At 44.0% G+C, this 13,524-nt stretch carries 16 protein-coding genes; 13 read left to right on the top strand and 3 right to left on the bottom strand.

Annotated features, from left to right (window positions below):
• Positions 1-15 precede the first annotated feature (15 nt).
• A complete protein-coding gene (gene dcd, locus GT348_RS06915; protein ID WP_160619074.1) occupies positions 16-567 on the top strand; it encodes a dCTP deaminase in 552 nt (183 codons plus the stop codon).
• Between the two features lie 10 nt (positions 568-577).
• Positions 578-1,843, top strand: coding sequence for a UDP-N-acetylglucosamine 1-carboxyvinyltransferase (gene murA, locus GT348_RS06910; RefSeq protein WP_160619073.1), 1,266 nt, complete (start codon positions 578-580; stop codon positions 1,841-1,843).
• A gap of 22 nt (positions 1,844-1,865) precedes the next feature.
• Here the strand turns inward: murA and GT348_RS06905 are convergent, their stop codons facing one another.
• Both GT348_RS06905 and GT348_RS06900 read right to left on the bottom strand, forming a co-directional pair.
• On the bottom strand, positions 1,866-2,414 hold the full coding sequence (locus GT348_RS06905; RefSeq protein WP_160619072.1) for an LOG family protein: 549 nt from the start codon (positions 2,412-2,414) through the stop codon (positions 1,866-1,868).
• Positions 2,415-2,501: 87 nt separating this feature from the next.
• The gene (locus GT348_RS06900; RefSeq protein ID WP_160619071.1) at positions 2,502-3,761 is read right to left on the bottom strand and encodes an MFS transporter; all 1,260 of its coding nucleotides are present in this window, start codon (positions 3,759-3,761) and stop codon (positions 2,502-2,504) included.
• Between the two features lie 239 nt (positions 3,762-4,000).
• On the opposite strand from GT348_RS06900, the gene GT348_RS06895 reads away from it, so the two are divergent.
• The 11 genes from GT348_RS06895 (at position 4,001) to GT348_RS09405 (ending at position 12,536) form a co-directional block, all read left to right on the top strand.
• The gene (locus tag GT348_RS06895; RefSeq protein ID WP_160619070.1) at positions 4,001-4,588 is read left to right on the top strand and encodes an NUDIX domain-containing protein; all 588 of its coding nucleotides are present in this window, start codon (positions 4,001-4,003) and stop codon (positions 4,586-4,588) included.
• Positions 4,589-4,677: 89 nt separating this feature from the next.
• Complete coding sequence (locus GT348_RS06890) at positions 4,678-5,325, top strand: TVP38/TMEM64 family protein (protein WP_160619069.1); 648 nt, start codon at positions 4,678-4,680, stop codon at positions 5,323-5,325.
• An 18-nt stretch (positions 5,326-5,343) separates the two neighbouring features.
• Positions 5,344-6,045 (top strand): MFS transporter, encoded by a 702-nt coding sequence (locus GT348_RS09420; RefSeq protein WP_236646456.1) that lies wholly within the window; start codon positions 5,344-5,346, stop codon positions 6,043-6,045.
• Positions 5,937-6,620, top strand: coding sequence for an MFS transporter (locus GT348_RS09415; RefSeq protein WP_236646631.1), 684 nt, complete (start codon positions 5,937-5,939; stop codon positions 6,618-6,620). Before GT348_RS09420 ends, GT348_RS09415 begins: the two co-directional genes overlap by 109 nt.
• 5 nt (positions 6,621-6,625) lie before the next feature.
• Positions 6,626-7,012 (top strand): response regulator, encoded by a 387-nt coding sequence (locus tag GT348_RS06880; RefSeq protein WP_160619068.1) that lies wholly within the window; start codon positions 6,626-6,628, stop codon positions 7,010-7,012.
• 74 nt (positions 7,013-7,086) lie between these two features.
• Positions 7,087-7,626 carry an adenine phosphoribosyltransferase gene (locus GT348_RS06875; RefSeq protein WP_160619067.1) on the top strand — a complete coding sequence of 180 codons (540 nt, stop codon included), beginning with the start codon at positions 7,087-7,089 and terminating at the stop codon, positions 7,624-7,626.
• Between the two features lie 5 nt (positions 7,627-7,631).
• Positions 7,632-8,471: an NADPH-dependent oxidoreductase gene (locus tag GT348_RS06870; RefSeq protein ID WP_236646455.1), complete on the top strand. Its 840-nt coding sequence runs from the start codon at positions 7,632-7,634 to the stop codon at positions 8,469-8,471.
• 19 nt (positions 8,472-8,490) lie between these two features.
• The gene (gene hrpB, locus GT348_RS06865; protein ID WP_160619482.1) at positions 8,491-10,950 is read left to right on the top strand and encodes an ATP-dependent helicase HrpB; all 2,460 of its coding nucleotides are present in this window, start codon (positions 8,491-8,493) and stop codon (positions 10,948-10,950) included.
• 238 nt (positions 10,951-11,188) lie between these two features.
• Entirely contained in the window at positions 11,189-12,157 is a 969-nt protein-coding gene (locus tag GT348_RS06860) for a S1C family serine protease (RefSeq protein WP_236646454.1), read from the top strand.
• A gap of 77 nt (positions 12,158-12,234) precedes the next feature.
• Positions 12,235-12,381, top strand: coding sequence for a hypothetical protein (locus GT348_RS09410; RefSeq protein WP_236646453.1), 147 nt, complete (start codon positions 12,235-12,237; stop codon positions 12,379-12,381).
• Positions 12,357-12,536 (top strand): S1C family serine protease, encoded by a 180-nt coding sequence (locus GT348_RS09405; RefSeq protein ID WP_236646452.1) that lies wholly within the window; start codon positions 12,357-12,359, stop codon positions 12,534-12,536. Before GT348_RS09410 ends, GT348_RS09405 begins: the two co-directional genes overlap by 25 nt.
• Positions 12,537-12,653: 117 nt before the next feature.
• On the opposite strand, the gene GT348_RS06855 is transcribed toward GT348_RS09405, so the two are convergent.
• Positions 12,654-13,319, bottom strand: coding sequence for an SIMPL domain-containing protein (locus GT348_RS06855; RefSeq protein ID WP_160619066.1), 666 nt, complete (start codon positions 13,317-13,319; stop codon positions 12,654-12,656).
• Positions 13,320-13,524: the final 205 nt, after the last annotated feature.

Here is a 13,524-nt window from a genome sequence, read left to right as displayed (position 1 = left end):
GAGGAGAAATAAAACGTGCCTATTATGCCAGATCACTGGATTCGACGTATGGCTCAGGAAAAAGGGATGATTGAGCCTTTTGTTGAAGCGCAAAAACGCGAAGGCGTAATCTCGTACGGTTTATCATCTTACGGTTATGATGCTCGAGTTGCAGATGAGTTTCATATCTTTACCGATGTAGATAGTGCCGTTGTTGATCCCAAAAACTTTGCGGCAAATAGCTTTGTTACGCGCAAGGGCGATATTATTATTCCGCCCAATAGTTTTGCTTTGGCACACACGGTTGAGTATTTTCGTATTCCTCGTGATACTTTAGTTGTTTGTCTGGGTAAATCTACTTACGCACGCTGTGGTATTATTGTTAATGTCACGCCACTTGAGCCGGAGTGGGAAGGACAAGTGACAATAGAAATCAGCAATACAACCCCGCTTCCTGCACGGATTTATGCTAATGAGGGGATCTGTCAGTTTTTATTTTTCCAGGGGGCAAGTCCTTGCGAGATTAGCTATGCTGATCGTGCCGGAAAATATATGAGACAATCAGGTGTGACCCCACCACGTTTATAAAGGTAAGGCTGTGAGTTATTTCACGATAGAAGGAAGGCGCCCCCTTAAAGGCGAAATCACGATTAGCGGGGCCAAAAATTCTGGTCTAAAGTTAATGGTAGCGTCTCTTCTTTCTAAAGAGCCCCTTATTTTGCACAATGTGCCTAATATCGCTGATATACACACAATGTGTAATTTGCTTACGACTTTAGGCAAAACAGTGACAAAAGGGGCTGATACTCACAGTCTAATTATCGAGGGGCCTGTCACTTCTATTGAAGCGCCCTATGATATTGTTTCGCAAATGCGGGCTTCGATTCTGGTTTTGGGGCCTCTGTTAGCGCGTAGCGGTGAAGCCAAAGTCTCTTTACCAGGAGGCTGTGCTATTGGCACGCGTCCTGTGGATTTGCACTTAAAAGGGTTAGAAATTTTAGGCGCAGAAATTGAACTTGAAAATGGCTATATCAATGCTAAAGCGCCTAGAGGTTTAGCGGGTGGGCGCATTACTTTGCCTTTCGCAAGTGTTGGAGCTACAGAAAATCTGCTAATGGCCGCATGCTTGGCTCGGGGTACGACAGAAATTATAAATGCTGCGCGTGAACCAGAAATTGCCGACCTTGTACAATGTTTAAATGCGATGGGTGCGCGCATTACAGGTGAGCATACGGGTAATTTGACCATTGAGGGCGTCGAATCTCTTCATGGGGCTGAATATAGTGTCATGCCTGATCGTATAGAATGCGGTACTTATGCATGCGCTGCGGCCATCACTGGCGGAGATTTGCTTCTAAAAGGTGGGCGCCTTCTCGACCAAGAAGCGGTTATGATAGCGCTGCAAAAGATGGGTGCTAACGTATCTGAAGATGAGCAGGGTCTTCGTGTTTCTGCATCTCAAAATCTAGTTGGTATAGATTTGATGACAGAACCTTATCCCGGTTTTCCAACTGATATGCAGGCTCAATTTATGGCTCTTTTTGCAGTAGCAGAAGGAGCTTCCATGATCACAGAAACGATTTTTGAAAATCGTTTTATGCATGTGCCAGAATTAAATCGAATGGGCGCTAATATTAATATTCAGGGGCGTTCAGCCATTATTCGTGGTGTACCGCGTCTTTCTGGGGCCCCTGTCATGGCAACGGATTTAAGGGCTTCTTTTTCTTTGATTCTTGCAGGATTAGTAGCTGAAGGCACAACAATTTTAAACCGCGTTTATCATCTGGATCGCGGTTATGAAGGTGTAGAGCGTAAATTAGCCAATTGTGGTGCCTCTATCAAACGGATTGAAGAGGCAGCCTAAGCATAAAAAAATCTTTTCCTTTTTATAGGGAGCCGGAGAGAGCTTTTATGGCTGAAGGAACGTCTTCTACAACTTGGTAAAAATTATGGGATTCTGTTTCAGCGAATCCTTGTTCAATAGTTACATTTAAAAGCTGCAAAAGAGCATCGGCCCAGTGTGCTATATTGAGAATAATGATTGGTTTATTGTGCAATGCAAGCTGACGATTGACTAACACCTCTGTAAACTCGTCAAAAGTGCCAAAACCACCGGGTAGGATGATATAGGCATCACCTAATGTAAAAAGACGTTCCTTGCGCGCCGGCATATCTGAGAGGACTTCAAGTTTAGTTAAACCACCATGGCGGTGTTCGCGCTCTTCTAAAAAGTCAGTTATATAACCTTCAACCTGCCCGCCAGCCTGGAGGGCACCATTGGCGACTTTTCCCATCAGGCCAGTGGCGCCACCGCCAAAAATAAGCGTTATGTCGGCTTGAGCTAGAGCTTTGCCAAGCTCAATAGCCGTTTGACTAAAAATAGGGTCAAAGCCGTCACGAGAGCCGCAAAAAACTGTGCAGTTCTTAATTTTCATGGAAAGTCCTCTTGGGAGGTAAGAAATAAAATCAAGTGGAAGGTAAGTTCCACTTGATTAAACATAAAGAAAGTAAAGCTTTGAATTTTAGGCTTTGGTTTCTGGCTGGATGCCACTACCTGGTAGGCGTGAAAGCAGGGTGCTGAGTGCGATTCCGCTCAGGCAGAGCAGGCCAACAACACCGAACATGGCATTCCATCCAGCTTTGACCTGGATTGCTCCCATAAGAGGACCTACAACGAAAATTGTTAGATCGGTGAAGACAGAATAAGCAGCGAGTAAGATGCCGCTATATTCGGCGCCACCTGTTTTGACGGCCATCGTGCCAAGGGCAGGGAAGAGAAGCGAGAAGCCGGCTCCAGTCAGAGCTGCTCCGATTGTAGCGCCTAATTCTGTATGGAAAGCACAGAAAATAGCCATGGCAAGCGCACTGACAACTAACGAGATAAAAGCGACTAACATGCCACCGCGTTTGTCAATTTGAGAGGCAAATAAAAGCCTGCCCAAAATAAAAACAGCAGAAAATATGCCAAATGCACGGCCAATATGTGTCCATTCGTTAGCGCTGAAATACAGAGCTAAAAAGCTGCTGATTGTCCCGAAAGCGAAGGATCCTGCAGCAAGGCCAGCACCATAAGGAAGGACTTTACGTAACGCGTGAAAAAACGACATTTGTTTGCCCTTTTGAACGGGCAAAGGTTTAACGCCTGTATAAAAAGGGATTAAAAGGGCAAGACCACCAAATGCAAGTGCTGCCGAGGCAATACCAACAGGTAGCAAGCCAATATTGGGCATAAAGTGGCTCAGATATTTCCCAACAGTAACACCGAGAGCAATACCACCATAAGAGGTGACACCGTTCCAGGAAATAGCCACTGACGTATGCGTACGCCCAACGCGGCGAATGTTCCATGTTGTTACTGAGGTTGCTGTCCAGCTTTCACCCCATCCAAGGAAAATGCGGCTCAGAAGTGCAAGGCCAAGAGCAATGTAGCGCGTTGATCCTGTCAGTGACATGAGCGTAGGAATAAGGGCTGCGACGCACATGATAGCGCCAGATATTGTTGTTGCTAATAGTCCATATGATAGGATTTTCTTGGGACCATAACGGTCTACAAGTTGTCCAGCAACGAGACGTGTGCCGAATGTGCCTAAATATTGAAGCGAAAGCGTCATGCCTGCAATAGCGGTGCTGAAACCTAATGTTTCATGAACAAAGATAGCACCAATGACGGCATTAGGAAGGCCAATAATAAAATAGACGAGGAGGTTAAAAAGAACGACAGGAAGTACTTTGGCTGTGGGAGAGCCTTCGAGGGTTTCTTCTGTGTTAGTCGCTGCGGACATAAGGGGTCCCTTCTCAGCTTGAGATGTTTTGCCCCATATTGAAGACAGTACCTACAGGGGCAATGATTGAATGGCGTCATCATAAGCAAGGTGAGCCTGTTCGTCACCTAGGGGGTAGAAAGAATAAATAAGTGCTCAAATATGAGGATAATCCAGCAAAAATGCTTGGCTTTTTCGTTCCTGACGGTTCAGGATCGAATTGAAATCAAAATTATAAATTTTTTTAAGAAGGAAAAATTATGAGCCAGGATGACACTTCAGCAGAAGTACAGAAAGCTAGGGAAAAAGCAGGATTTCAGATCTTATCTTCTCGACTCGCTTATAAGAACCCTTGGACGGCTGTGAGAGAAGATATCATTATTCATCCCAGTGGCAAAAAAGGGCTTTATGGGGTTGTTGAACGTGGCACTTTTGCCGTTATCATGCCTGTACATGCTAATGGAGACGTAAGTCTCATTCAGCAATTTCGTTACCCAATTGGTAAGCGCCTATGGGAGTTTCCCATGGGAATGTGGGAAACAAAGGATAATGTAAAAGCAGAAGAACTTGCCTTGGGTGAGCTGCGAGAAGAAACTGGTCTTATAGCTAATGAACTCATTCCCGCAGGCACTCTTTATCAGGGTGCAGGTTATTCTACCCAAAAAGGGTATGTATTTTTAGCTCGAGATCTTGTACGCGGCGAAGCAGAACGTGAAGAGACGGAGTCTGACATCACAGTTCACGATATGCCGCTTGATGTTTTTGAAGACATGATCAAAAAAGGTGAAATCACCTGTATGGTTACCATAGCCGCTTTTGCCCAAATTCGCGCAAGAGGACTTATTTAGTCAGGATCAAAGAAGGGCTTTAATTTAAAAAGCTGTTTGCGGTATTGGGTAAAATAGGAAAAAAGTTAATGTTAATAAGCGCCGTTAAAATGATATTTATAGCTTTGGCGCTTATCCTCCTTCCTTTGATTCTTTGGCAAATACCGGTTGTCCAAGCTTTTCTTTCTGATGTATCACAATGGCAAACTAAGCCTTGGGGATGGTTTTGGTTTTCTCTCATTGGCACTTTTTATTGTGCTTTTGGTCTTTCCAGACAGGCGCTTTGCTTTGCCGCAGGTCTTAGTTTCGGTTTTGAAAAAGGATTGTTACTTTGCACTTTCGCTTATGAGGCAGGTTCTTGTTTAAGCTATTTATGGGCGCGTTTTTTAAGTCGTTCATTTTCATCTACCAAAGATAAGGCTTTAAGAATTTTGCGCGAAATGGGGCAAACATCGCCTTTTTTAGCCGTGCTTTCCTTGCGTTTGCTGCCTATAGGTTCAGCTTTGTTAGTGTCTATTGGAGCAGGATTGGTAAAAATACCTTTTGTGGAATTTGTTTTTGCAACCCTTATAGGGGGGATACCACAAAATGTTATATTTACTCTTATTGGGACCGGCACGCATTTAGGCCATTTTTATGAAATTATTATAGCGAGTTTGCTCTTTTTATTGTCCTCCCTGGTAGGGCTGGTTGCTATGAATCATTTTTATAAAGCCAGATTAGCGGGTAATAAGTCATCTGGGCATAATGAGCTTTAAAGTTATTGAGGATTAATTGTGGTTCTAACGCGTCTTAATCTTGAAAAAGCCGAAGATGGCTCTGCTCTTAATACGTCTTTGCCCTTATGGTTTCCTGTCCTATTAGGTAGTTTGACAGCCGTTGCACCAGTATCAACTGATATCTATCTTCCTGCCCTGCCAGCAATTGAACACCAACTTCATACCAGCCCTGGAGCTGGTAGTCTGACAATGACGGCGTGGGTCGCAGGTTTGGCTATTGGGCAAATTGTGATTGGCCCTATTTCAGATCGTTTTGGCCGTCGGTTGCCTCTTCTTGCCTGTACATTAGGCTATGTCCTGGCTGCTATTGGATGTGCTCTTTCCAATACACTCGAACAATTATGCCTTTATCGCGTGCTCGCTGCATTGATGGGGGCGGCAAGTATGGTTGTGCCTAATGCGTGCATTCGTGATGTTGCTTCGGGCGATGGCATGTCGCGTATCATGTCACGATTAATCATTATTCAGGGGATTGTACCGATTATGGCCCCTGCTTTAGGAGGATTTCTCTTACAATATATGAGCTGGAGAGGAATTTTCTGGGCACGGCTATTTATGGCGGCTTCAGTGCTGTGGCTGTGTTGTTATTTTTGCCTGATACATTGGTTCCTCAATATAGGCGTGAAATTAAGGCACATATTGTATTTCACCGTTATATTTCCATTTTGCGTGATCCAAGCTTTTTCTACACCGGTATAATCTGGATGCTGCAAGGGCTTATAGTTTTTACGTATCTGACTGCGGCACCTTTTTTATTTGAAGAGGTCTTTAACCTTACACCATTTCATTATGGCATGTTGTTTGGAGCGTTTGCGATTTGCATGATTGGCACCTCGCAAATTAACGCATTTTTATTGAGATTCTATAACAGCAGAACACTTCTTAAAACGGCGTTAGTGTTAGCTGTGAGTTTTGGTAGTCTATTTTTGCTTGTTGCTCTGTGGTCTGCACATGATTTAGACCATGCTGGCCATTTAAAGCAGCTATATTTTTGGCCTTTGACTATCATCATGCTGTTAACATTAAGTCCTGGTGGAGCTGTTGGGCCTAATGCGGCGGCTATTGCACTTTCTAACCAGGCTCAAAATGCGGGGTCAGCTGCGGCATTAGGTGGTACAGGGCAATATGTGTTTGGCATGTTGGCAACTTTTGCTTTTGCTCGCCTGCCTCTTGGTACAGCCGTGCCAATGGCCGGGATGCTTATTTTTGCTAATAGCATTATGTTAATATTTGCCCTGATCAGTTCAGTTAAGGCTCGTCGCGTCCAAGAGTAGAATATATGATAAAAGCTGGTCATGCCTTGCTGATTGAAGATGAAGAAATGGTGGCAATTTTGATTGAATCCGTTCTTAAAAAAGAGGGATATTGCGTTTTTAAATTTTCATCAGCCGAAGACTCTTTAGAACAGGCTGAAAAATTAGAACCTGCGCTTCTTATTTCTGATCTTAATTTAGCGGGGGCGCTTAACGGTAAGGTGTTGGCGCAAAAATTGCGGGCAAAATTTCCACAATTAGCTGTTATTTTAACGTCTGGTAGTTTTGATGAAAGTCAGACATCGGTCCAAGGTTTGGAGAAAGTTAGTTTATTACCCAAACCTTTTAGAAAAACTGTACTTTTAGAGAAGATAAAAGAAGCTTATTCTTTTTATGCAGGCAATAAAACTTGAGCCTTTTGTGATGCTCGCTTACACAATGACACCTTATGTGTTTATTGATTTACTGACCATAAGGAAGCCTTTATATGCCTTATCAAGAACCGGAACCCGCTGATCTTAAGAAATATATTCGTGAAGTGCCTGATTTCCCTAAAGAAGGCATCTTATTTTACGATATTTCAACTCTTATTCGTAATCCAGAGGCATGGCAGATTGCGACAGGACGGCTTGCTCGCATTGTTGCAAAATTTAATCCTGACATTTTAGCTGGCATTGAAAGCCGGGGCTTTTTAACAGCTGCACCTTTGGCAATGCGCTTGGGCTGTGGTTTTACGATGTTGCGTAAACCTGGCAAATTACCTGGTAAAACAGTTTCATTAAAATATGGTCTGGAATATGGTCATGATGAACTCCATATTCAGGAAGACGCTATTAAACCCGGCCAACGCGTAGTTGTGTTGGATGATCTTCTTGCAACGGGAGGCACGTTAGGGGCGTCAGTGAGTCTATTGCGTAAGGTCGGTGCCGAAGTTGTTGGGGCCTCTGTTGTGATTGAGTTAGCCTTTTTAAAGGGGCGCAGTAAAATTGATGTGCCAGTGACCTCACTAATAAATTACGAGGAGTAAAGGTCATGGATAAAGCTTCGCCTTTTGTTGGCCATAGCATGAGCGAGCTATGGCAAGAGCGTTATCGTTTGTCCGCACCACAGTCTCTTATTGATAACGAGACCCTACGCGTACAATTATCGCATCAAAGTGTGCGTGATTATAAAGCCGATCCTCTACCAGAAGGTGCTCTTGAGACAGGGTTAGCGGCGGCTTCATCTGCGGCAACTTCCTGTAATTTGCAACATTGGTCTGTTGTTGTGGTAGAAGATCCGCAAAAAAGGGCAAAATTGGCGGAGCTTGCTGGTCATCAGAATTATATTAAAACAGCCCCTGTTTTTCTTGCCTGGATTGTTGATTTGTCGCGCTTAGAGCGACTGACAAAATATGAAAAATTGTCAGATGAAGCTCTGAATTACGAAGAATCACACTTAATGGCCGTGCTGGATATCGGCATTACAGCCCAAAATGCCGTAACGGCTTTTGAATCAATGGGGCTGGGCACGGTTTATATAGGTGGTTTGCGCAATAATATCGCAGCCGTGGCAGAATTATTGGAATTACCTCCACGGTCTTATGCTGTTGTTGGTTTGTGCGTAGGGCATCCGGCCTCTAATGTAACCAGACATATTAAACCGCGTCTTAGCCAAAATGTTGTGGTGCATAGAGAACGTTATAATACGGAAAATGAAGCAGATTATATCGCTGATTATGACAAAAAGGCCGATGACTACCAGCAGGAGCAGGGTTTACCTTCTCGGCGTTGGTCGCAAACTGTTGCTGCGCGCGTTTCGAGCCTAAAAGGTTTAAGTGGTCGCCATGTGGTTAAATCTGTTCTCGAAAAGCTTGGCTTTCCGTTAAAATAAGGCCTGAAACTCATTGGATATGCTCACTGAGTCTTCACTTCCTGTCGAAGAAACACTTCCTGCACTTTTAAAAAGCCTTCAAACTAATCCTAATCTTGTGCTTATGGCGCCTCCAGGTGCCGGTAAGACAACGCTAGTTCCTCCTTACCTTTTAGCTCATGAGCCAAACTGGCTTGCAGGTAAGAAAATAATCCTCGTTGAGCCTAGACGTGTTGCTGTACGAGGTGCAGCGGCGCGTATGGCTTTTTTGCGAGGAGAGGATCCTGGCGAATTTATTGGATATTGCACACGTTTGGAGCAGGTCGTTTCTGCTAAAACGCGCATAGAAGTGATGACAGAGGGATTATTATTAAGGCGCTTATTAAGTAATCCACTTCTTGAAGATGTTGGTGTTGTTATTTTTGATGAGGTACATGAGCGCTCATTAAATAGCGATATAGCGATTGCTTTATGCCTTGATATACAAAAAAATTTTCGTCCTGATTTAAGAATAGTGGCTATGTCTGCCACTTTGGAAACTGATGTTTTTACCGAGCTTCTAAAAGCACCTCTTTTGCAGAGTCAGGGGCGGCAGTACCCTGTTACCGTTCGTTTTGAGCGTGATATTGCGCATTTGAAGGATCTTCCTGCTTTATGCGCGCGTGTTATTCATCGAATGTGGAACGATGAAGCGGGTTCTATTTTGGTGTTTTTACCCGGGATAGGAGAAATCAGGCGGTGTGCGGCCTTACTTGACTCTAAGTTACCTGTTTATTTTCTCTATGGGGAGCAATCGCCACAAGAGCAGCAAAAGGCCCTGGATCCTGAAAAGGGGCGACGCATTGTTTTAGCAACATCCATTGCTGAAACCTCTGTTACAGTGCCGGGTGTTCATATTGTCATAGATGGAGGTTGGCGGCGCTCTCCTCGACGTGACCCAAATACGGGTTTATCACGTCTTATAACTCATCGTATTTCTCGTGCCACAGCAGAGCAGAGAGCTGGGCGCGCGGGCCGTCAGGGGCCTGGAATTGCTGTACGATTATGGTCTGAAATGACGCAACGCCGCCTTTTATTACAGGATAGTCCTGAAATAAAAGACGCTGATTTAAGTGATTTTGCTCTTATAACATCGTCCTGGCGGCATGTAATGGGTACAGACCCTCTTACATTACCTCTTATTGAAATGCCGCCATCAGGAGCTTTGGAAGCAGCTCAGCATTTGTTAAAATTACTGGGTGCTTTAGATAAAAACGGTTCCCTAACACCCTTAGGTCATAAAATGATAGGGGTTGGTACTCATCCGCGTCTTGCAGCCATGCTCTGCTCTGCTGAAACAGATTCAGAAAAAATTACAGCGTCATGTCTTGCTGCCTTGTTAGAAGAACGTGATCCTCTAGGACGAGTTGATGATAAAACGAATATCACAACCGATATCAGATTTAGATTAGCACTTTTTGCACAGAATGATCGGAGAGTTCCTGGCTATGTTATGCAGCATCTGCGTCATATAGCAAAACGTTACATGCGGCGCTTAAAAGTGAAAGATACTGATTTTTCACTTATAGAGGATGAAAAAATTCCTTTCTTAGTGGCTGCCGGGTTTCCTGATAGAGTGGCGCAGCAGGCAGGAGACATAGGGCGCTATCGTTTGGCAGGAGGAGGGAGCGCCCGCCTTTCTGTGACAGATCCTCTATCTCGTGAATCATTACTGGTTGCTATAGGAATTCATGCCAAACGCTCTCATGAAATAACCATGGCTACAGCGTTAAAGAGAGATGATTTACCGTCTTGTTTACAGCAGCAATTGATCGAAAAACGCGACCTTGCGTTTGATACAAATTCAGGGCGTGTCTGGGCACGTCAAAAATTATGTTTGGGTTCTCTGGTTTTAAAAGACAAAAACATTCCTGCTTCGGAAGAGGAAGCACTTGAGCTGTTTTTAGAGCGTCTTAAAAGTGATTTTAAAAAATTACTGACGTGGGATGATAAGGTCTGTCAATTGCAGGCCCGGATTCACCTTGCACGACTTTATTTTGCCCCAGACTTGCCTGATCTTTCTGATGAGGCTCTCTTGCAAGATTCGGAATGGCTGAAACCTTGGCTAATAGGTTTTTGCAAATTATCTCAGTTTAAAGAACTTGACCTTACGCACATTTTACAAAGTTTTTTGAGCTATGAGGAGCGTCAGATATTAGATAAGCATCTCCCTCCTTTTTTAACTTTAAAAGGCCGCCAGCACACTATTGATTATACGGCCCCTGTGCCCTCAGTCTCAGCGCGTGCCCAGTCTTTTTATGGGTTAAAGTCTTTGCCCATAATTGCACGGGGCAAGGTGTCTCTTCAGGCCATTTTGCTCTCACCTGCTGGTAGACCTCAGGCAATTACGACAGATTTAGAAGCTTTTTGGAAAAATGGATGGTTAGATTTGCTTAAAGAGATGAGAGGGCGTTACCCAAAGCATAATTGGCCAGAAGATCCATCGTCGATCATCTCATAACTAAATTTATTTTTGAGTCTTTTCATAAAGTAGAAACAAAGATGTTTTAAAAAGGTACATTGCCTGACAGCTCCCTAACAGTATTTTGCTAAAATAAATAATCAGAGTGAAATGAAGTTACGCTCTTAGCGATTAGTTTTTTTGGTGTTAAAATATTGCCTCATTCTTTCAGTAAGTGGGAAGGGTGATGCTGATTATTATAACCTGAGCAACTCTGTTCTATTGAGGTCTTCCTGCGATGAAGCGGCTTGTCCATGCAGTTTTGATCCCCGCTCTCGCTGGCGGCCTTACTGCAGGGGCTGTATGTGCCGTTTTTGTTGCTTATGAAAGTAATATGGCGCCCAAGTCACAAGAAGCGGCGGGGCATTCTTTTCTCAGAAAACGATTTTTCCATAACCATCCGCCTTCAGTGCCTATATCAGCACCTTTAGTAAGGCCAAACTCACTTACTGAGGTTCCAAAGAAGAAAGAAACTTCTGCTGAGAAGGTAAAAACGCCCTCTTTAAATTCTGCTTTATCGTCCGACCTTCCTAGTTTTGCTCCTTTGGTGCGGCGGGTTATTCCCGCGGTGGTAAATATTTCTATTTCACGCGATCCGGCCGATCGGGAAGTTAAGCCCAAAGCAAAAGCGCCCATCCATAAAAAAGTGCCCTCTCACACTAAGAGAAGACTACAGAAAGTACATCCTCGCCCGCATAAAAAAATACTCAAGCGAGCTAAGAAGCATGTCTCTTCTAAAGTAAAGCACCGTCATATAAACCGTAAAATTATTCACCCTGCTGATGATGATATGACAGGCGCAGGATCAGGGTTTATCGTTGACCCCTCAGGGCTAATCGTGACGAACCGCCATGTTATTGGTGGGGCGACAAAGGTGACAGTGTCTTTATCAGACGGGCGTAGCCTGTCAGCTCATCTTTTGGGTGATGATCCAATGACTGACATTGCGGTTATTAAGGTTGACACACCAACGCCGTTACCTTGTGTAACGTGGGGTGATAGTCGGCAGGTTGAGATTGGAGATTGGATTTTAGTTGCGGGTAATCCTTTTGGGTTTGGTTCCTCAGTAACAGCGGGAATCATCTCTGCCGTGGGGCGTGATTTGGGCATTGGAGCCTTAGATGATTTCATGCAGCTAGATGCTCCCATTAACCCTGGAAATTCAGGGGGCCTGCTTTTAACCTTCATGGTCAGGTTATTGCTGTAAATGCTGCTATTGCTTCACCAAGTGATGGATCAGTTGGAATAGGATTTGGTATTCCGGCTGAAATTGTTGCCCCTGTTGTGGAGCAGATTGAAAAAAATGGTCACGTTGATCATGGATGGCTTGGCGTAACGCTCAATGATACGAATGTTCCTATGATCGTTGAGGATGTTGATCAAAATGGGCCTGCCTGGCAGGGGGATTGCGTAAGAAAGATGCCATTTTAGCTATGGGCAAGGTTTCTGTAAGAGATGCCCGAACAGTGCTCAGAAGTGTAGCAGCAGCTCTTCCGGGAACTGTGTTCGTGTTTACGATCAAGCGTAATAATGAAGAAAAGACGCTTTCCATTACGTTAGGAAAGCGTCCCATTTCAGATCAGTAAGGTCTGATTATCTTATTTACTGATTGTTCAGCCATGCATGGGCCATGACAGTAACGACAACTTTTTGAGCTTCTGGTGTACTTTGTGGCTGTGGAGATTCTGCGGAGCGAGCAGCCATTAAAGCGAATGGGTGTGCCTCGGGGCATGTGGCATACCAGAGGAGCGAACCATGACGCTATCAAGCTTGACGAATTTCAGGCCCAGATCTTGAGCATCTGACTCAGCTTGTTGGCGTATTTTTTTAAGGGCTTCAGAGCGAGCCTGTTGTTCAAGCTTTTGCTGGGTCTGTTGATCTAAAGACCATTCAAAACTATCAACACCAAGACCAATTTTCTGAAGCTTTTCGGCATAGCTTAAAAGCTTTTGGCTATCTGTACCTTTGATTTTAATTGTCTGACGGGCACTCCAGCGGCCAGGGCCTTTTTGTGTATATTCCCGAGAAATAGAATAATTGCCTGCCATTGTTTTAATGTCTTTCTGGTCAGATGTAGCCTTCATGGCACTATCGACCAGTTTATTAAGAGCTTGTTGAGCCTCAACGGGGGAGGTGCTCTCTTTTTGTGCTGTGAGATGAATGGTGAGTTCTGTTGGTTTAGCTTGTGCTTCACCTTGTGTCGCGAAAGCCAGTCTAACGCCAGCATGGTGATCTGCATGAGGTGGAGGAGGCATCATTCCAGGTCCAGCGTGAGCAGAATTGACTGAAAAGCTAGTGCTCATAAGAGCTCCTACAGCAAGGAAAGAAGCATTTTTTAAAACGCGACGAAGTGTGAGATTTTGTTTCATTTTACTGTGTCTCCGTTCCATATCCAGCATTTTATAAAGAAATCGAGATATAATTTACTATCTCGTTTCTTCATGCTGCTACAGAATTCAAATGTAATACCGTCTTTTTAAGAATGAGATAATGTCAGTTCTAATGTCAAGAACAATTAAAATTTGTTATATTTTATTAATTTTTTAGCCATTAAGAGATATATTTTGTATAATG

This window comes from Aristophania vespae (assembly GCF_009906835.1).
Lineage (GTDB): Bacteria > Pseudomonadota > Alphaproteobacteria > Acetobacterales > Acetobacteraceae > Aristophania > Aristophania vespae.
The sequence above is the reverse complement of the archived record's forward strand: the minus strand, read 5'-3'. Positions and strand labels throughout refer to the sequence as shown.